Below are 18,703 nucleotides of genomic sequence, written 5' to 3'. Positions count from 1 at the left end.
GCGGGGACGATTCCCGCGCGCGCCGCCGCCGTGCCGGGAGCCGGGGTCAGCCGGAGCGTTCCCGGACGAGAGCGGCGAGGTTCTGGCGGGCGAGGCCGCGCAGGCCGGGGCGCTGCGCGAGGAATGCGACCGCGAGGACGGCCAGCGCCGACCAGGCGAACGTGGCGGGCCGGACGTCGGCGTGGAAGGCCAGCAGGTCGCTGTCGAACGCGCCGAGGAACGCGCCGGTGGCGAGCCGCCCGATGATCAGCCCGGGGACGGCGCCCACCGCGACGACCAGGAGGTTCTCGGTGGTGACGAGCCGGGCGAGGCGGCGGCGGCCGACGCCGGAGGCGCGCAGGGTGGCCAGTTCGGTGCCGCGTTCGGCGAGGTTCACCGACAGGGTCGCGAACAGCACGGTGAAGGCCAGCAGCCCGCCGAACGCCAGCATGACGGCGACGAACACGTAGAACAGCTTCATGTAGCCGTCCATGGTGTGCTTGAGCGCGTGCGCGTCGGTGTAGGCGACGACGCCGGGACGGGCCGACAGGGCGTGCTCGACGGCGGCGCGGTCCGCGCCGGGCGCGAACCGGACGAGCGCGGTGTCGCGGCGCCCCCCGCTCCCCTGCCCGGCGGCGCCGCTCCCCTGCCCGGCGGCGGTGCCGGGCGCCCAGGCGTCGACCTGGGCGAGCGAGGCGTAGGCGTAGGTGCCGAGCGGTTCGTCGACGAACCCGGCGACGGTCGTGGCGGCGGTGCGCCCGCCGGGCAGCCGGAGGGTCACGCGGTCGCCGGCGCCGACGCCGAGGCGTCCGCGCATCGCGTCGCCGAGCAGCACGCCGCTCGCCGGGAGGGGGCGCGCGCCGCCGCCGGGCGTGAGGAACCGGTGCATCGCGGTGCCGGGACGGTACCCGACCAGCGCGGTGGAGTACGCCTTCCCTCCGGCGGTGACGGTGGCCTGGACTTGCGCGGACGGCTCGGCCACGCGGACGCCGGGGGTGGCGGCCAGCGCCGCGAGCGCGCCGGGACCGGCGGGGCCGGCGAGCGTGAGTTCGGCGTCCTGCCGCTGCACCTGGTCGAACTGCCGCGACACCGTCGCCTTGGAGGAGTCGAGCATCCCCCACGAGACCAGGATGAGCACGAGCGCGAGGATCACGCCGGTCATGGTGTAGAGGGTGCGGCGGAACTGGCGGGACGGCCCGCGCAGCACCAGCCACGCGCCGGCGGGGACGGCCCGCCCGAGCCGGGCGAGGCGCCCGACGCGGCCGAGCCGCCCGAGCCGTCCCAGGCGGGCGAGGACGCCGCGACCTCCGGCGGACGGGACGATCCCGCGCATCGCCTCGGCGGGCGGGACCCGCGCGGCCGACAGCGCCGGCGCGAGCGCGGCGAGCGCGCCCGCCGCCAGCCCGTACCCCAGCCCGGCCGCGACGGTCGCGGCCCGCACGGACACGAACGTCTCGGGCAGGCCGATCGCGTCGCCGTACAGGCGGGTGACGGTGCCGGCGAGCAGCACTCCGGCGACGACGCCCGGGACGGCCCCGGCGAGCCCGGCGGCCAGGCCGGTCGCCAGGTAGTGCGCGACGAGGGTGCGGCGGCGGAACCCGCTGGCCCGCAGCGTGCCGATGACGACGCGGTCGCGCGCGACCCGGCGGGTCAGCACCACGTACACCGCGACGCCGGCGGCGGCGAGGAACAGCAGCGGGAACAGCACGGCGAGTTCGGCGAAGCCCTTGATGTCCTCGGCGAGGGCGGCGTTGCTGGGCTGGTCGGCGCGGGTGACGGCGGCGCCGGCGCCGTGGCCGCGGGCGGCGGCGGTGAGCGCGGCGTCGAGCCGGCCCGCGTGGCCGCGTCCGGCGCCGGTGTAGTAGACGGCGACCTGGTTCGGCGCGGACGTCCCGGCGATCTTCTCGGCGAGCGGCTCGGGGACGAACAGCACGCCGAACGAGCCGGGCGCGGGCAGCGCGTCCTGGCGGCTGGCGGCGGGCCACAGGTACTCGGTGGACGACGCGGTGCCGCGCACGTCGACCTGCTGCCAGGCACCGCCGTGCCACACCGCGACCTTCGCGCCGGGGCGGAGGTGGGCGTGGCCGGCGATGTGCTTCTCGGCGAGGACGCCGGTGGGCGCGGACGCGTGCAGGTACCGGCCCTTGAGCACCTTGACCTTGTCGACGGCGGGCTGCGCCCCGGCGGGCATGCCGACGACGCGGCCGACGAGGGTGCTGCCGTCGGGCATGCGCAGCGGCACGTCGGCGACGGTGCGGACGGCGGTCGCGGCGACGCCGGGTTCGGCGGCGGCGGCGCGGGCGATCGCGGCGGTGTCGCCGCCCGACACCGTCAGGTCGGCGAACCGGTACCGCTCGAACAGCCGCTGGTAGCCGGAGTCGAGGTTCTTGTAGGCGTCGTAGGACGCGCCGAACAGCGCGACGCCGAGCATCACCAGCACCACCACCGACACCAGCTGAGCGGGGCGGCGCCGCAGGTCCCGGCGGAGCTTGACGGCCAGCACGCTCACCAGGTCACCTCCTCGGCGGGCGCGGGCGCGGCGTTCGCCGTGACCTCGACGACGCGCCCGGACCGCATCCGCACGACGCGGTGCGCCATCGACGCGATCGCGGCGTTGTGGGTGACGATCAGGACGGTGCGCCCCTCGCCGTTGAGGTCCTGCAGGACGCGCAGGACGCCGCGTCCGGTGTCGAGGTCGAGGGCGCCGGTCGGCTCGTCGCACAGCAGCAGCGCCGGGTCCTTGGCGATGGCGCGGGCGATCGCGACGCGCTGCTGCTCGCCGCCCGACAGCTGCGCGGGGAAGTGCCCGCCGCGCTCGGCGAGGCCGACGGCGGCGAGCGCGGCGGCGGACCGCTCGCGGTCGCCGCGGCCGGTGAGCTCGGCGACGAGCCGGACGTTCTCCAGCGCGGTCAGCGACGGCACGAGGTTGAAGAACTGGAACACGAACCCGACGGTGTCGCGCCGGTAGGCGGTGCGGCCGTCCTCGTCGAGCCGGGAGAGGTCCCGTCCGCCCGCGACGACCTCGCCGGCGGTGGGCGGCTCGATGCCGCCGATGAGGTTCAGCAGGGTCGTCTTGCCGGATCCGGACGGGCCGAGCAGCACGACCAGCTCGCCCTCGGGCACCTCCAGGTCCGCCTCGCGCAGCGCGTGCACCTCGGCGTGGCCCTTGCCATAGGTCTTGGACGCCCCGCGCAGCAGGACCGCCGAGCGTTCCCTGGCGCCGTCCGGTCCGGGCGTGCGCCCCGGCGTGTCCTTCCGCTCGGAGGCCGGGGCCTGTTCACTGCCGTGCCGCATCTCCATCGTCTCCTTGGTCGGCCGGGGGACGGCCGGTCGGTTCGCCGGGCGCGCCGCCCGCGGCGGAGTCCGGGGCTTGGTCCGGGGTGGGGCCCGGGGAGGGGGCGGCGGCGCGCAGCAGGGCGGTGAGGGACGCCGCCGATCCGGCGGCGTCGGTCTCCGGGTCCATCACGGCGTGCAGCAGCAGCCCGTCCAGCAGCGCGGTGATGACGACCGCCAGCGCCGCGGGGTCGGCGTCGGCGCGCAGCCGCCCCGCGTCGCGGTCTGCGGCGAGCCGGGACGCCAGCAGGTCGCGGAACATCCGCACCTGCACGGCGCTCTGCTCGCGCAGCTCCTCGTCGCGCAGCCCCGCCACCAGCGCCTCGGCCATGACCCGCTGCCCGGGGCTCGCGGCGCCGCGCGCGGCGAGCCCGGCGACGGCCTCGACGACGCCGTCCAGCGTGTCGGGGGCCTGCAGGATCGCGGTCACCGGGCCCTCCAGCTCCGCCTCGATCCCGTGCATCACCGCCGCGCGGCGCAGCGCGTCCACCGAGCCGAAGTAGTAGTGCACGAGCGCGTTGTTGGCCTGCGCGCGCTCTGCGACGGCGCGCGACGTCACCGCCGCCCAGCCGCCCTCGGCCATCACCGCGACGGCCGCCTCCAGCAGCCGCACCCGCGTCGGCACCTCGCCGGACGCCATCCCGCCTCCCCCTTTTGGTCGTTTGCTTAAAGCATTTGACCAACAGAGTAGCCCCGGACCATTGCACGATGCAACGGTCCGGGGCCAGCGGAGGCGGAGGCGGGCAGAGCAGACGGCAGGGATGGCGGCGGTGAACACCTGACCCGGCGGTGCGGGTTCCGGAACTTTCTGGCCGTGCCGGGCGCGGCGGCGTTACCGTGGCGATACGGGATCACGGCATCCGTCTCTCCCCGCGCGGCGGCGCCGGGCCCGCAGGGCCGCCCCGCCCGCGGCGGCGCCCGCTCCCCCTCGTCCCGCCGCCGTCCAGAGGTGAGACCGTGCGCACCACCACGGGGTGGCCGGTCCCGGACGATCCCGCGCAGATCGCCGCGGTCCGCGTCCGGATCCGCGACGTCCTGCGCGAGTGGGGCCACGCGGCGGGCGCGGACGTGGTGCTGCTGCTGGCCGACGAGCTGCTCGCGAACGCGCTCACGCACGGCCGCCCGCCCGTGCACCTGCGGCTGGAGGCCGACACGGCGGCCGGGACGCTGCGCTGCGAGGTGTCGGACGCCGACCCGCGGCCGCCGCGCCGCCGCTCCCCCGGCGACTGCGACGAGCACGGCTACGGGCTGCTGCTGGTGCAGGCGCTGTCGGTGGCGCGCGACCGCCGGCGGGAAGGTGGTGTGGTTCCGCACGGCCCTGGACCCGGGCGGCTGACCGCCCGGGTCCGGGGCCGCTCGCGGCGTCAGGCGCCGCGGGCGGTGTCAGGCGTCGCGGCGCTTGAGCAGGAACGCGGCGAGGGCCATGAGCGCTGCCGTCCAGGCGGCGAACACCGCGTACCCCTGCCAGGGGGTGAGCAGGTCGTCCTTGCCCTGGTGCGCCTTGGCGATCAGCTGGCCGGCCTCGGAGGGCAGGTAGGCGTGCACGTGGTCGCCGATGCTGCCGGGCAGCAGCGCGGTGAGCGGCGCGAGCACCAGCACGAACCCGATGACGCCGGTGATGCCGCCGGCGGGGTGCCGGACGATCGCGCCGATCGCGAGCGCGAACAGCCCGAGCATGGCCAGGTAGAGGCCGCCGCCGACGACGGCGCGCAGCGCGCCCGGGTCGCCGAGCGAGGCGTCCACCTTGCTGGACAGGATCGCCGCGCCGATGAAGAACGACACGAACGACACCACGACGCCGAGGACGAGGACGATCAGCCCGAAGACCACGGCCTTGGCCCACAGCATCGGCAGCCGGCGCGGCACGGCGAGCAGGCTGGCGCGGATCATGCCGGTGGAGTACTCGGAGGCGATGACCAGCACGCCGAGGACGCAGATGGTCAGCTGGCTGAGGAAGAAGCCGCTGCCGAGGATGGTGGAGACGGGGTCGGCGGCGATCTGCGCGCGGTCGCCGGCGTCGGTCTTGTCCCACTGGCCGACGGTGAGGCCCATGAACAGCGCGGTGAAGCCGAGGTCGAGCACGATCAGCAGGATCAGCGACCACAGCGTGGAGCGGACCGAGCGGATCTTGGTCCATTCGGCGACCAGCAGCCGGCCGAAGCCGGGGCGGGCGAACGCGCCGGGGTCGCTCGCGGGCGTGCGGGCGGGCGCGTCGGCGGCGGTCATCGGTTCTCCCCCTGTTCTGCGGGCGCGGCACCGCCGGAAGCGCCGTCCACGGCGGGGGCGGGCGGCGGGACGGCCGTCCCGTCCGGGCCGGTCCCGGCGCCGTACTCGACGCTGTCGCGGGTCAGTTCCATGAACGCGGCCTCGAGGGAGCCGCGGCGCGGCGTCAGCTCGTGCAGGACGATCCGCTCGGCGGCGGCGAGCTCCCCGACGCGGGGCGCCTCCATGTGGGTGACGGTGAGGGCGGTGCCGCCGTCGGGGGTGATCTTGGCGCCCTCGGCGGCGAGCACGTCGGCGAGCCGCGCGGCGTCGGGGCTGCGGACGATCACCATCTTCTCGGTGCTGCGCTCGATGAACTCCTCGGTGGAGCAGTCGGCGATGAGCCGGCCGCGGCCGATGACGATGAGGTGGTCGGCGGTGACGGCCATCTCGTTCATCAGGTGGCTGGAGACGAACACGGTGCGGCCCTGCGCGGCGAGCCGCTGCATGAGGGTGCGGATCCAGACGATGCCCTCGGGGTCCAGGCCGTTGACGGGCTCGTCCAGGATCAGCACGGACGGGTCGCCGAGCAGCGCCGCGGCGATGCCGAGCCGCTGCCCCATGCCGAGGGAGAACCCGCCGGCGCGCTTGCGGGCGACGTCGGTGAGGCCGACGAGGTCGGCGACCTCGTCGACGCGGCGGCGTCCGATGCCCTGCGTCTGGGCGAGGCACAGCAGGTGGTTGTAGGCGCTGCGGCCGGTGTGCACGGCGCGGGCCTCCAGCAGCGCGCCGACCACCCGCATCGGGGCGGGCAGGTCGCGGTAGTGCCGGCCGGCGATGCGGGCGTCGCCGCGGGTGGGCCGGTCCAGGCCGAGCAGCAGCCGCATGGTCGTCGACTTCCCGGCGCCGTTCGGGCCGAGGAAGCCCGTCACCCGCCCGGGGACGACGGTGAAGGACAGGTCGTCCACGGCGGTCTTGTCGCCGTACCGCTTGGTGAGGTGTTCCGCCTCGATCATGCGCGCGTCCCCGGGGGTCGGTTCCAGTGATCAGGATCACACTAGCGCGGTGGACGGCCGGCGCGGATCCTCCCGTGAGCCGATGCGCCTCCACCTCCGGTAGGGCATCGGGGCCCCAGAGGGGGCCGCGCGTACCGCGCGGGGCGCAGCCGTGATCACTCCCGGCGCCGGACGCCTGAGCGGGCGCGTTCCGGGGAGGATGAGCGGGATCCCCCTGGAGGAGTGTGATGACCGCCGTGTCCGATCCGTCCGCGTCGCCGTCCGGCGCGACCGCCGCACCGGCGCCCGAGCCCGCCGGGCGGCGCCGCCGCCCGCGGCTGCGCAGGTGGGGGCGGCGCCTGCTGATCGCCGTGGTGGTGCTGCTCACGGCGGTCACGGTGTTCTCGTTCGCCTACAACGCGGCGACGGCCGGCCGGGCGAAGCCCCCGGCCGGTGCGCTGTTCACCGAGGCGGACGGCGTCCGGACCAGGTACCGGGAGTGGGGGACGCGGGGGACGCCGGTGGTACTGGTGCACGGCGCGTTCGAGTCCGCCGACACCTGGTCCCGGGTCGCGCCGCTGCTGGCCGCCCGGCACCGCGTGTACGCGCTGGACCTGACCGGATGGGGGTACAGCGAGCGGCGCGGCCCGTTCGACGCCGCGCACCAGGCCGCGCAGCTGCTCGGGTTCCTGGACGCGAAGCGCCTGGACCGGGCGACGCTGGTCGGGCACTCCAGCGGCGCCGGGGTGATCGCGGCGGCGGCGCTGAAGGCGCCGGGGCGCGCGGCCGGGCTGGTGTTCCTGGACGGCGACGCCCTCGACACCGGCGCCGGCGAGGGCGCCGACAAGCTGCGGTTCGTGCTGCGCGACCCGTACCGGACGACGGTGACGCGGCTGGTCGTCCGGTCGGACTGGGCGATCCGGACGCTCTACCGGGCGCAGTGCGGGCCGTCGTGCCCGCGCCTGGACGAGGCGGGCGTGGAGCAGTGGCGGCGCCCGTTCCAGATGCCGGGCGCGGAGGACGCGCTGTGGGACATGCAGGCGGTGGTGGGGCTGCCGGCGGGCCGGGTGGCGGAGCTGGCGCGGCTGCGAGTGCCCAAGGCGGTGGTGTTCGGCGCGGACGACGACGTGTTCTCGCGCGGGTCGCCCTACGAGACGGCGCGGCGGATCGGCGCGCCCTCCCCCGTGATCATTCCGGGGGCGCACCATCTGTCGCTGGTGTCGCATCCCCGGCAGGTGGCGGACTCGGTGCTGGCGACGGCGCCCTGAGCCCGGCGGCGGCGCCGAACGAGCCCGGAGACGACGGACCGGAAACGGCGGCGCCCTCCCCGCGAGAGTGCGAGGAGGGCGCCGTGGCCGTTGCGGGGCAGCGTCAGGCGGCGACACCGTCGGCGGCGTTGATGTCCTTGTGGAAGCGCTTGTGCACGTAGAGGCGCTCGCCGAGCGAGTCGCAGCGCCACCACAGGCCGGACGGCGGGCCGATCCGGGTGTGCCGGGGAAGCTCGCGCAGCACCTCGTTGACCGGCGTCATGCGCAGCCGCCCGGACCGGCACACCAGGATGCGGCGGTCGGTGACCACCACGACCCGGTAGGCGTTGGTGAACAGGATGATCCAGTACGACAGCAGCGCGAAGTACTGGCTGGTCGTCTGGGCTCCGAAGACGGCCTGGACGTTCTCGCCGGGCTGCAGGACGGGGGCCGCGTTGGCGCGCATCTTGTCGCGGATGGCCACGGGCTGGGACCTTTCTCGGGGAGCGCGTGGGCGGCCCGGTGGCCGCCGACACGGCGCCGCACCGGCGGTCCCACTGCCCTCGGGGGTTGTCAGAAGCCTCGATTGTGCCATCACCGGTCCGTCGTGGTGCGTCTTTTCGTGTGTTGCGGCCATATGTGGTGACGATTCCGTGCAGGCCGGGCGGCGGGGACGTGGCGGACCGGCGGCGGCGCGGGTGGGCGCGGCCGTCGCCCTCGCCGCGACCGGTTTTATTGACGCACTGCCAATAATTGCGGGAGGATGGCGGGAGGAACAGGCCGCCGACCCCCGGGAGGCCCCGTGACCACCCCCCGCGCCTCGTCCGCCCCGGCGCCCGTGCCCTCGGGCGACCTGCTCGCCGAGCGGCTCGCCGACCGGGACGTGCTGCGGACCCTCGCCGCCGAGCCGCTGGTCGGCCTCGGCGCCGGCCGCGCCCTGCTGATGCAGCTGGCGCACCCGGCGGTCGCCCGGGGCGTCGCCGAGCACAGCGACTTCGCCGAGCGGCCCCTCGCCCGGCTGTTCGGCACCCTGGACTTCCTGCTCGTCACCACGTTCGGGACGCCGGACGAGGTCGCGCGGATCGCCGCGAAGGTCCGCGGCGTCCACGGCACCGTCCGCGGCGAGGGCTACTCCGGCAACGACCCGGACCTGCAGCTGTGGGTGAACGCCACCCTCATCGACTCGGCCCTGTACATCTACGAGAACGTGATGCGGCCCGGCGACGGCGAGCCCGACCTCGCCGGGGAGTACTACCGGCAGGCGCGGATCGTCGCGGAGGTCCTCGGCTGCCCCCTGGACGCCCAGCCGCCCGACCTGGCGTCGTTCCGCGCCTACATGGCCGAGACGGTGGCGTCGCTGGAGGTCACCGACACCGCCCGCGAGGTCGCCGCCGCCGTGCTGTACCCGCGCAAGCTGCGCGCGCTCGCGCCCGCGCTCGCGGTGTTCCGGCTCGTCACGACGGCGCTGCTGCCGGAGCCGCTGCGCGAGCAGTACGGGCTGCCGTGGACCCACAACCGGCGCCGCGCCGCTGACCTGGTGCTGCGCACCGCCACCGACCTGCACCATCTCACCCCGGCGTTCCTGCGGCGCCCGCCCCGGCCGCTGCTGGTCCGGCTGGCCCGGCACCGCGTCGACCGCACCCTCGCCAGCCGCCGCGACCGCCGCCGGCGCGGCCGCCGCCCCTGACCCTCCCGGAGAGCGCCGATGCTGGGCATCTACGCCGATCTGCCCTGGTCGTACGCGGCGGGCGCGGGCATCGCGCTGGCCGCCGCGCACCAGCTCCGCGGCGCGCGCCGCGGAGCCGCCGCCACTGAGGCGTCGGCCGCCGAGCCGGTTCCGGGCCGCGCGCCCCGCGTCGCGGGCGCCACCGGGGGCCGGCACTTCGCTCTCGCGATGGCCTACAGCGTCCTGATCTTCGTTCCGACGAGCCTGTTCGTCGCGGCGGCGCATCCGCAGTGGGCGACGCTGCAGCAGACCGCGCACCTCTCACACGGCGCGCTGACGGCCCTGGCCGCCGGAGAGGTCGCGCTCACCGCCGCCGGCTTCCTGATCACCCGGGGGCTCCTCGTCGCGGGACGGATCCGCTGGGCGGCCTGCCAGGTGATCCTGGCGAACCTGCTGATGTGCCTGGCCGTGGTGCACGGCCCGGACGGCGACGGCTGGAAGCGGTTCCTGTCCACCGACCGCGCCGGCTACCGGGCGTTCCCGCCGTTCCTGAACGTCGGCGACCTCGGCGCCATCGCCGGGCACGTCGCGGACTTCCTCACCTCCGGCCTCGCCGCCGCCCTGTACGTCACCGGGGCGCTCGCGCTCGGCTCGCTCGGGCTGATCATGTGCGTGCTGCACCAGTTCGGGCTGACCGACGCGGGCGCCGACGGCCCCGGTCCGCTGCGCGCCGCGCTCGTCGCCGGGTTCACCGGCGGCGGCGCGGCGGTCGTCGCGGTGTTGACGTCGGCGCTGGTCGACGGGCTCGGCTGGGTCGCGCTCGCCGCGGTCGTCCCCGTGCTGTGGGTCGCGGTGGTCGCCCGCGGCGCGTTCGCCGCCGTCGTCGCCGCCGACCTCGCGCTGCCCGCCGAGCAGGACGCCTGACCGGCCGCCTCCTGACCGGGCCGCGATCAGCCGACGGAGGTGTACGCGACGACGCCGCGGCGCATCGCGTCCATCGCGCGGCGGGCCGTCTTGCGCAGGTGGGAGTTCTCCGGCGCGGCGTCGACGACCTGGCCGAGCAGGTCCAGCAGCTGCTTGACGGCGCGGACGAAGTCGCCGGCGGTCAGGTCGCTCTCCAGCAGCACCTCGTCGAGGTCGTCGCCCTTCGCCCACCGGTACGCCGTCCACGCGAACCCGAGGTCGGGTTCGCGCAGGAACGACACCCGGTTGTCGCGCTCGACGGCCTCCAGCTCGCCCCACAGCCGCACCATCGCCGCCAGCGCGTCCTGCGACGGGCCGGTCGGCGTCCGCGGCGGCGCCGCGTCGTCGGGCTGCCGCGACTCGTACACCAGCGCCGACACGCACGCGGCCAGCTCGGCGTGGTCGAGCTTGTCCCACAGCCCGGCGCGCAGGCTCTCGGCGGTCAGCAGGTCCAGCTCGTTGTAGATCCGGCCGAGGCGGCGGCCCTCGGCGGTGACGTCGTCGCCGTCGAGGTAGCCGAGCTGCTGCAGGACGGCGCAGACCCGGTCGAAGGTCCGGGCGATCACCTGGGAGCGGCCCTCGACGCGGCGCCGCAGCTGCTCGGTCTCGCGGTCCAGGCGGTGGTACCGCTCGGCCCAGCGGGCGTGGTCCTCGCGCTTGTCGCAGCCGTGCACGGGGTGGGCGCGCAGGTCGGCGCGCAGCCGGGCGATCTCGGTGTCGTCGGAGGCGGCGGCGTCGCCGCGGGTGCGGCGCCGCTCCCGGACGTCGTCGGGCACCTTGTTGCGCAGCGTGGACGCCAGGTCGCGGCGGTCCTGCGGGTTGCGGGGGCTGAACGACTTCGGGATCCGGATCCGGTCGACGGGCTCCACGGCGCGCGGGAAGTCCTGGATCGACAGCCGCTGCACCGACCGGTTCACCGTCAGCACCAGCGGCGCGGGCCCGTCCGAGCGGCGCCCCACCCCCGGGTCGAGGACGACGGCGAGCCCGGACCGCCGCCCCGACGGCACCAGGATCACGTCGCCGGGCCGCAGGTGCTCCAGCGACCTCGCGGCCTCCGCGCGGCGCGCCGACGACCGCTCCCGGGACAGCTCCGCCTCCCGGTCCGACAGCCGCCGCCGCATCGCCGCGTACTCCATGAAGTCGCCGAGGTGGCACTCGGCGGCCTTGGCGTACCCCTCCAGGGCCTCCTCGTTCTTGCGGACCTGCCGCGCCAGCCCCACCACGGCCCGGTCGGCCTGGAACTGCGCGAACGACTCCTCCAGCAGCGTCCGCGCCCGCTCGATCCCGACCGCGCCGACGAGGTTCACCGCCATGTTGTACGACGGCCGGAAGCTGGAGTTCAGCGGGTAGGTGCGGGTGCCGGCGAGGCCCGCGACCGACGCGGGCTCCACGCTCGGGCCCCATACCACGACGGCGTGGCCCTCCACGTCGATGCCGCGGCGCCCGGCGCGGCCCGTCAGCTGCGTGTACTCCCCCGGCGTCAGGTCGACGTGGGCCTCGCCGTTCCACTTGTCGAGCTTCTCGATCACCACGGTGCGGGCCGGCATGTTGATGCCGAGCGCGAGCGTCTCGGTGGCGAACACCGCCTTGATCAGCCCGCGGGTGAACAGCTCCTCGACGATCTCCTTGAACGTCGGCAGCATCCCCGCGTGGTGCGCGGCGACGCCCCGCTCCAGCGCCTCCAGGAAGTCGGTGTAGCCGAGGATCCGCAGGTCCTCCGGCGAGATGTCGGACGTGCGCAGCTCCACGTGCGCGCGGATCTCCTCCGCCTCCTCCTTGGAGGTCAGCCGGATCCCCGCGTGCAGGCACTGCAGTACGGCCGCGTCGCAGCCGGCGCGGCTGAAGATGAACGTGATCGCCGGCAGCAGCCCCGCCCGCTCCAGCCGCTCGATCACGTCGGGGCGGGCCGGCGGCCGGAACCGCTGCGGGCGCGGCGCCCGGCGGCGGCCGGTGCGGCGCCCCTGGTTGACCTTGGCGCGGCGGACCTCCTCCACCGCCATCCGCGTCAGCTGCGGGTTCAGCCGGGCCTGCCGGTCCTTGCCCTTGCCGGTGTCGACGAACAGGTCGTACAGCCGCGTCCCGACCAGCATGTGCTGGAACAACGGGACGGGCCGGTGCTCGTCGACGATCACGGCGGTGTCGCCGCGGACCTCGTGCAGCCACTCGCCGAACTCCTCGGCGTTGGACACCGTCGCCGACAGCGCCACGATCCGCACCGAGTCCGGGACGTGGATGATCACCTCTTCCCAGACCGCGCCGCGGAACCGGTCGGCGAGGTAGTGCACCTCGTCCATCACCACGAACGCCAGCCCGGCGAGGGTCGGCGACTGCGCGTACAGCATGTTGCGCAGCACCTCGGTGGTCATCACCACGATCGGCGCCTCGCCGTTGACGCTGTTGTCGCCGGTGAGCAGCCCGACCTTCTCGGGGCCGTAGCGGCGGACGAGGTCGGCGTACTTCTGGTTCGACAGCGCCTTGATCGGCGTGGTGTAGAAGCACTTGGTGCCGCCGGTGAGCGCCAGGTGGACCGCGAACTCCCCGACGACGGTCTTGCCGGATCCGGTGGGCGCCGCGACCAGCACGCCGCTGCCGCCCTCCAGCGCCCGGCACGCCTCGATCTGGAAGGCGTCCAGCTCGAAGTCGTACAGGGTGCGGAAGTCCAGCAGGGCCGGGCCGTTCCCTGCGGTGCGCGCCCGGTAGGCCGCGTACCGCCCGGCCGGGCTGTCCGCGGCCTGCGCGGTGTCGGGGGAGGTCATGACATCGAGCCTACGGTTTCGACCGGCCCGATTCCCAATTCGGGACGCCTTTTCCCACGCGTCCCTCGAAGACGCACGCGCAACGGGCCGCGGAGGGCCGGGAGACGGTCAGCGGGTGCGGCCGCCGCCCTCCAGCTCGGCGTCGATCGCCTCCAGGTCCAGGGGCGACGCCTCGTCGTCGGACAGCTCCGCGTCGGGATCGGGCCTGCGGCCCTTGCGGCGGTCGTGGAAGTACGCCAGCACCTCGGCGATCTCGAACAGCACCACCGTCGGCAGCGCCAGCGCCAGCATCGTGAACGGGTCCTGGCTGGGCGTGGCGACCGCCGCGAACACGAACACCCCGAACACCAGCAGCCGCCGCGACTTGCGGATCCGCTCGTGCGTGAGGACCCCGGCGAGGTTCAGCATCACCACGAACAGCGGCAGCTCGAACGTCAGCCCGAAGATCAGCAGCATCGCCTGGGCGTACCCGAGGTAGTCCTGGATGCCGACCAGCACCTTGGTGTCGCCCGGCGCGAGCCCGATGAAGATCTTCAGGCCCTTGTCCATCGTCAGGTACGCCAGCGCGGCGCCCGCGAGGAACAGCGGGACCGCCGCGCCCATGAACGTGTACGTCCAGCGGCGCTCCCGCTTGTACAGCCCCGGCGCCACGAACGCCCAGATCTGGTACAGCCAGATCGGCGACGACAGCACCGCCCCGACGATCAGCGCGACCTTCAGGTGCACGAAGAACCCGTCGAAGATCCCGTGCACCACCAGGTCGCACTCGCCGCCCAGGCAGTGCTCCTGCGGGATCCGCGTGTACGGCTTCTGCAGGAACTTCCAGATCGGGTCGAACAGCAGCCACGCGACGACGCCGCCGGCGACGAGCCCGAGGATCGCCTTGATCAACCGGTTGCGCAGCTCACGCAGGTGGTCCATGAGCGGCATGCGGCCATCGGGCGCGCTGTTCTGCCTGGGCTTCATGACGGGCTTTCCGGGCTCGGTTCGGCTGGGGGTGTGCGGCCTGGTCGGGCGGTCAGCCCTGGCGCATCCGGCCCGGGTCCGACACCGGCACGCCCTCGATCGGCTCGCCGGACGCCAGCGCGCCACGGCTGCGCTGCCCGTCGGCGGCGGCCGCCTCGCGCTCCAGCCGCGCCGCCTCCTCGCGCAGCCGCGCCGCCTTGTCCCGCGCGTCCGACGACGCCTCCGCGGCGGCCGGGGCGGTCTTGGCGTCCTCGGCTCCGTCGTCGTGCAGGCCCTTGGTCTCGGCCTTCAGGATCCGCGCCGACTTGCCCAGGGACCGGGCGAGCTGGGGCAGCTTCGCCGATCCGAACAGCAGAAGAACGACCACAAGAATGATCAGAATCTCGGGCGTACCCAGTCCAGCCATGACAATCCTCTTCAGCAGGGGTCCTCAGGACGATCGTACGCCGTCCCCGGGCGCTTGTGGCACTCGAGCGTCCTGGAGTTCGGACAGTTCATCGCGCAACGCCGACTGTTTGGGCGCCAGCCGCCGCCTGGTGCGCTCCAGTTCACGCCCGAACCGCCGTACGCCCCTGTACACGCGGAACGCGCACCAGGCGAGGACGGCCAGGCCGACGAAGCCCAGCGACACCGACACCCCAACCCACGACACGCCCGCCACGGTAGCCGATCCCCCGGCCCGGCGCCCCACCGGCACGGCCGGAGCGCCGCTCCGGCCACCCGGCCCCGGCCCCTATGGGGCGATCACGCCATCCGGTAGAGCGCCAGCGCAGAAGGTCAGGCCATCCCGTAGAGCGCGAGCGCGCGGGACGCGTCGTCGCGGACGCCGTCGGCCAGCTCCTCCGGCGACACCACCCGGCCCTGGTCGCCGAGCCGCAGCGCCAGGCCCCGCACCCACCGCGTGTCGGGCGTGCGCAGCACCACCCGCAGCCGCCCCTCCCCGAGCTCCTCCACGCTCTCGCACGGGTAGTAGTCGGCCACCCACCGGCCGCGCGCCGTCAGCTCCAGCGTCACCGCCACGTCCTGCGGCGACGGCCGGAACAGCCCGGCGTCCACGTCGATCGGCTCCGCCTCCTCGGGCACCTCCGCCGGCACGTCCAGCACCGTCAGGTCGAAGATCCGGTCCAGCTTGAACAGCCGCACCGCCTCCGCCCGCCGGCACCACCCCTCCAGGTAGGTGTTGCCCTCCACGACCAGCAGCCGCATCGGGTCCACGTCCCGCTCGGTGTTCTCGTCCCGCGCCGGCACGTAGTACCGCAGGTGGACGCGGCGGCCCTGCGCGATCGCGTCCCGCAGCGTCCCGAGGCCCGTGCGCGCCGAGTCCGCCGACCCGCCCCGCGCGTCGACCTCCACGGCCACCTTGCTCGACACCGCCGCCGCCGCGCCCGCCGCCGACTCCAGCTTCGCGATCACCCGCGACAGCGCGTCCCGGTCGTGCAGGTCCGGGATGCCCGCCAGCATCCGCAGCGCCACCAGCAGCGCGCTCGCCTCGTCCACCTTCAGCCGCAGCGGCCGCGCGATCGACTCCGCCTCCGCCACCGTGATCTCCCCGCCCTCGTAGGACAGGTCGATCGGGCAGTACGGGTCCGGCGCGCGCAGCTCCACGCACCACAGCAGGTTCAGGTCGTCGATCAGCTGCTTCTCGGTCACCCCGAACGCCGCCGCCGCCTCGCCCAGCAGCACCGAGTCGCGGTTCACCACGTACGGCACCAGCGCCAGCAGCCGCGCCAGCCGGTCCGTCGACGTCGTCGCCGGCGCCTTGCCCGCCTTCGCCGGCGCCTTCCCCGTCCTCGCGGTCCTCGTCTCGCCCATCGCCCCGCTCACCCCAGCACCGACTTCAGCTGCTGGATGACCGCCTCCCGAAGGTCCGGCGGATCCAGCACCACCACGTCATCGGCGAACCGCGCCAGATACGGCGCGAACCGCTCCACGTCACGGAACGTCAGGACCGCCTCGTCCCACTCCCCGTCCCCGGCCGGGCGCACGTCCCGCGCCCACCGCCGCGGCCCCTGCGCCGCACCGGCGCGCAGCCGCACCGTCGCCGGCCGCGGCTCGGTCACCGGGTCGCCCCAGTCGAACGCGATCTTCCGCACGTCCACCCCGTCCGGGACCGTCACCGACCCGTCCGGGCCGTCCGCCGCCACCTCGCCCACGATGCGGCTCAACCGGAACACCCGCTCCTCCTCGCGGTCCCGGTCGAACCCCACCACGTACCAGCGGCCCCGCCGCGACACCACGCCCCACGGCTCAAGATGCCGCCGCGCCACCGACGTCCGCCCGATCCCCTGGTAGTCGAACGCCACCGGACGGCCGTCGCGGACCGCCTCCCACAGCGCCGGGAACGCCGGATCGCCGGTGTTCACCCGCGGCTCCACCCCCACCGCCGTGGTCACGTCCGTCTCCACCCCGGCCGCCCGCAGCTTCAGCAGGGCACCGGAGGCGGCCTCCGCCATGCTCGCGCGCTGCCACACCCGCGCCGCCAGCCCCAGCACCGCCGCCTCGTCCGGCGTCAGATGGATGTCGGGCAGCTCGTAGGCCTGCGGAGGGATCCGGTACCCGATCTCCTCACCGCCGCCGCCCTGCTGGTCGCTGCCGACCTCCAGCGGGACGCCGAGCTCGCGCAGCTCCTCCTTGTCGCGCTCGAACATCCGCTTGAACGCCTCGTCGGAGTCCGGGTAGCCCGGCACCGCCCGCCGGATCTGCTCGGCGGTCAGATAGCGCCGGGTGGCGAGCAGACAGACCACCAGATTCAGCAGGCGCTCGGTCTTGCGCCGCGACACTTCGCCACCAACCCCTTCCGCGGAGCCTCGCGCTCCGCCCCTCCGCTCCGCGGCCTCCGGCGGCCCCGGCCGGGCCGGCGGCCCGATCGCGCCCCCGCCCGTCGCCCAGGACGCTACCGTTTCCCGGTGTGATCCGATGGCGCAAAGGCACAGTAGAGGGCATCCGCCGCGAATGGCCGGGGGCGGTCGAACTCGACGTCGTGATCGGGGGCGACGGCGCGCACCGCGCACTGGCCTACCCCGACCTGGTCGGACGCCCCGAACCCGGCGACACCGTCCTGCTCAACACTACGGCCTTGGCGCTGGGCCTCGGCACCGGCGGCTACGCCATGGTCGTCGCCGTCCCCGACCGGCTCCCACCCGACCCGGCCGGCCCCGGCCACCTCGTCAAGGCCCGCTACACCCCGCTGCAGGCCACCGTCCTCGGCGCCGACGAGCAGGACTCCCCCCACCACGAGACGCTCCGCGACGCCGACTCCCTCGGCGGCATGCCCGTCGTCATCGCCGACCTGCACTCCGCGCTCGCGCCGATCCTCGCCGGACTGCTCGCCGCCCGCCCCGCCGCCCGGATCGTCTACCTCATGCCGGACGGCGGCGCGCTGCCGTCCTGGTTCTCCATGTCCATCGCCCGCCTCAAGGACGCCGGCGCACTCGCCGCCACCGTCACCGCCGGGCAGGCGTTCGGCGGCGACCTGGAGGCCGTCACCGTCCACACCGGCCTCCTCGCGGCCCGGCTGGTGCTCGGCGCCGACGCCGTCGTCCTCGCCCAGGGCCCCGGCAACCTCGGCACCGGCACGAAATGGGGCTTCTCCGGCGTCTCGGCGGGCGAGGCCGTCAACGCCGCGTCCGTGCTGGACGGCCGCCCCGTCGCGTCCCTGCGCGTCAGCGAGGGCGACAAGCGGGAACGCCACATCGGCGTCTCCCACCACTCCCTCACCGCCTACGGCCGCGTCGCCCTCGCCCGCGCCGACGTCCCCGTCCCCGAGCTCGGCGGCGCGTTCGGCGCCCGCGTCGCCGCCGCGGCCGCCCCGCTCGGCGACCGCCACACCCTCGTCCCCGTCCCCGTCGACGGCCTCCACGACACGCTCAGGGCCGCCGAGAAGGACTGGGGCGTCCGGCTGTCCACCATGGGCCGCCGCCTCGACGAGGACCTCCCCTACTTCCTCACGGCCGCCGCCGCGGGCCGCCACACCGCCGCCCTCCTCGGCTGACGCCGCGGGGCCGGCGGGCGCCCGCGCCTTAGGCCGCCGGCTCCGCCTCGGCCCGTTCCGCCTCCGCCTGGCTCCGTTCCGCCTCGGCCCGTTCCGCCTCCGCGGCCTCCGCGGCCGTGTACGACGACGAGAACGTGAACGCGCGCGGCGACGGCCCCTGCGCGCGCAGCAGCGCCAGGCGCTCCAGCGCCTCGTCCACCGTCGGGACGTACCCCGCCGGGATCCACCACAGCACCAGGTGCGCCTCGACGTGCCGCTGGAACCACTCGCGGCGCCGCCGCATCGTCTCCAGGTGCGCGGTGCGGTAGACGAAGTCCCACAGCGCCTCCTGCGACTCCCACACCGAGTAGTTGATGATCACGTCGTCGCCGGCGGGCCGCAGACCCGTCGCGTCCGCCTGCCCCTCCTCCACGAGCCGCCACACGAACCCGGGCGCGCCGTCGGCGAGCGCGTTCACCGGGTCCAGCGCCGCCACGAAGTCCGCGGTGCGCGGGTCCTCGAGGGGGAACCGGAGCGTGCCCACGTTGAACTGGGCGAGATGGAAGCCGGCGCGAAGATCCTCATGATCGCTCATGGCGCCACTCCACCACGGCCGCCGCTTCTAT

At 75.1% G+C, this 18,703-nt stretch carries 16 protein-coding genes and 1 pseudogene; 5 read left to right on the top strand and 12 right to left on the bottom strand.

Annotation, left to right across the window (positions count from 1 at the left end):
* Positions 1–46: 46 nt before the first annotated feature.
* The 3 genes from AB0C78_RS33150 to AB0C78_RS33140 are packed head-to-tail and all read right to left on the bottom strand — an operon-like array spanning position 47 to position 3,952.
* The gene (locus AB0C78_RS33150) at positions 47–2,488 is read right to left on the bottom strand and encodes an ABC transporter permease (RefSeq protein ID WP_360755641.1); all 2,442 of its coding nucleotides are present in this window, start codon (positions 2,486–2,488) and stop codon (positions 47–49) included.
* Positions 2,485–3,273, bottom strand: a complete 789-nt coding sequence (locus tag AB0C78_RS33145) for an ABC transporter ATP-binding protein (RefSeq protein ID WP_360755638.1) — start codon at positions 3,271–3,273, stop codon at positions 2,485–2,487. The genes AB0C78_RS33150 and AB0C78_RS33145 overlap by 4 nt, the downstream gene beginning before the upstream one ends.
* Positions 3,257–3,952, bottom strand: a complete 696-nt coding sequence (locus AB0C78_RS33140) for a TetR/AcrR family transcriptional regulator (RefSeq protein WP_360755635.1) — start codon at positions 3,950–3,952, stop codon at positions 3,257–3,259. Before AB0C78_RS33140 ends, AB0C78_RS33145 begins: the two co-directional genes overlap by 17 nt.
* 149 nt (positions 3,953–4,101) lie before the next feature.
* Between AB0C78_RS33140 and AB0C78_RS33135 the strand changes: the two are divergent.
* Positions 4,102–4,587, top strand: a pseudogene (locus tag AB0C78_RS33135) (ATP-binding protein); the annotation flags it as partial.
* Between the two features lie 108 nt (positions 4,588–4,695).
* Here the strand turns inward: AB0C78_RS33135 and AB0C78_RS33130 are convergent.
* Entirely contained in the window at positions 4,696–5,538 is an 843-nt protein-coding gene (locus tag AB0C78_RS33130; protein WP_360755632.1) for an ABC transporter permease, read from the bottom strand.
* Positions 5,535–6,530 (bottom strand): ATP-binding cassette domain-containing protein, encoded by a 996-nt coding sequence (locus AB0C78_RS33125; protein WP_360755629.1) that lies wholly within the window; start codon positions 6,528–6,530, stop codon positions 5,535–5,537. Before AB0C78_RS33125 ends, AB0C78_RS33130 begins: the two co-directional genes overlap by 4 nt.
* A gap of 227 nt (positions 6,531–6,757) precedes the next feature.
* On the opposite strand from AB0C78_RS33125, the gene AB0C78_RS33120 reads away from it, so the two are divergent.
* A complete protein-coding gene (locus tag AB0C78_RS33120) occupies positions 6,758–7,777 on the top strand; it encodes an alpha/beta hydrolase (protein ID WP_360755626.1) in 1,020 nt (339 codons plus the stop codon).
* A 103-nt stretch (positions 7,778–7,880) separates the two neighbouring features.
* Here the strand turns inward: AB0C78_RS33120 and AB0C78_RS33115 are convergent, their stop codons facing one another.
* On the bottom strand, positions 7,881–8,240 hold the full coding sequence (locus tag AB0C78_RS33115) for a hypothetical protein (protein ID WP_151546724.1): 360 nt from the start codon (positions 8,238–8,240) through the stop codon (positions 7,881–7,883).
* A 318-nt stretch (positions 8,241–8,558) separates the two neighbouring features.
* On the opposite strand from AB0C78_RS33115, the gene AB0C78_RS33110 reads away from it, so the two are divergent.
* Together AB0C78_RS33110 and AB0C78_RS33105 are read left to right on the top strand one after the other, a co-directional pair.
* Positions 8,559–9,443 carry an oxygenase MpaB family protein gene (locus tag AB0C78_RS33110; RefSeq protein WP_360755622.1) on the top strand — a complete coding sequence of 295 codons (885 nt, stop codon included), beginning with the start codon at positions 8,559–8,561 and terminating at the stop codon, positions 9,441–9,443.
* An 18-nt stretch (positions 9,444–9,461) separates the two neighbouring features.
* Positions 9,462–10,346 carry a hypothetical protein gene (locus tag AB0C78_RS33105; RefSeq protein ID WP_360755619.1) on the top strand — a complete coding sequence of 295 codons (885 nt, stop codon included), beginning with the start codon at positions 9,462–9,464 and terminating at the stop codon, positions 10,344–10,346.
* Between the two features lie 26 nt (positions 10,347–10,372).
* Here AB0C78_RS33105 and AB0C78_RS33100 read toward each other — a convergent pair whose 3' ends face one another.
* The 5 genes from AB0C78_RS33100 to AB0C78_RS33080 form a co-directional block, all read right to left on the bottom strand.
* Positions 10,373–13,141, bottom strand: a complete 2,769-nt coding sequence (locus AB0C78_RS33100) for a DEAD/DEAH box helicase (protein ID WP_360755616.1) — start codon at positions 13,139–13,141, stop codon at positions 10,373–10,375.
* Positions 13,142–13,249: 108 nt separating this feature from the next.
* Positions 13,250–14,062 carry a twin-arginine translocase subunit TatC gene (gene tatC / locus AB0C78_RS33095; RefSeq protein WP_360755613.1) on the bottom strand — a complete coding sequence of 271 codons (813 nt, stop codon included), beginning with the start codon at positions 14,060–14,062 and terminating at the stop codon, positions 13,250–13,252.
* A 97-nt stretch (positions 14,063–14,159) separates the two neighbouring features.
* Positions 14,160–14,513, bottom strand: a complete 354-nt coding sequence (gene tatA / locus AB0C78_RS33090; RefSeq protein ID WP_151541576.1) for a Sec-independent protein translocase subunit TatA — start codon at positions 14,511–14,513, stop codon at positions 14,160–14,162.
* A gap of 371 nt (positions 14,514–14,884) precedes the next feature.
* On the bottom strand, positions 14,885–15,919 hold the full coding sequence (locus tag AB0C78_RS33085; protein WP_360755610.1) for a WYL domain-containing protein: 1,035 nt from the start codon (positions 15,917–15,919) through the stop codon (positions 14,885–14,887).
* Positions 15,920–15,927: 8 nt separating this feature from the next.
* Positions 15,928–16,887 carry a WYL domain-containing protein gene (locus AB0C78_RS33080; RefSeq protein WP_151541573.1) on the bottom strand — a complete coding sequence of 320 codons (960 nt, stop codon included), beginning with the start codon at positions 16,885–16,887 and terminating at the stop codon, positions 15,928–15,930.
* 128 nt (positions 16,888–17,015) lie between these two features.
* Here AB0C78_RS33080 and AB0C78_RS33075 point away from each other — a divergent pair, with 128 nt between their 5' ends.
* On the top strand, positions 17,016–18,098 hold the full coding sequence (locus AB0C78_RS33075; RefSeq protein WP_360755607.1) for a DUF3866 family protein: 1,083 nt from the start codon (positions 17,016–17,018) through the stop codon (positions 18,096–18,098).
* Between the two features lie 28 nt (positions 18,099–18,126).
* Here the strand turns inward: AB0C78_RS33075 and AB0C78_RS33070 are convergent, their stop codons facing one another.
* Entirely contained in the window at positions 18,127–18,672 is a 546-nt protein-coding gene (locus tag AB0C78_RS33070; RefSeq protein WP_360755605.1) for a DUF3291 domain-containing protein, read from the bottom strand.
* Positions 18,673–18,703 lie beyond the last annotated feature (31 nt).

Source organism: Actinomadura sp. NPDC048394, assembly GCF_040651755.1.
GTDB lineage: Bacteria > Actinomycetota > Actinomycetes > Streptosporangiales > Streptosporangiaceae > Spirillospora > Spirillospora montaniterrae.
This window is presented reverse-complemented; position numbering and strand designations above follow the sequence as displayed.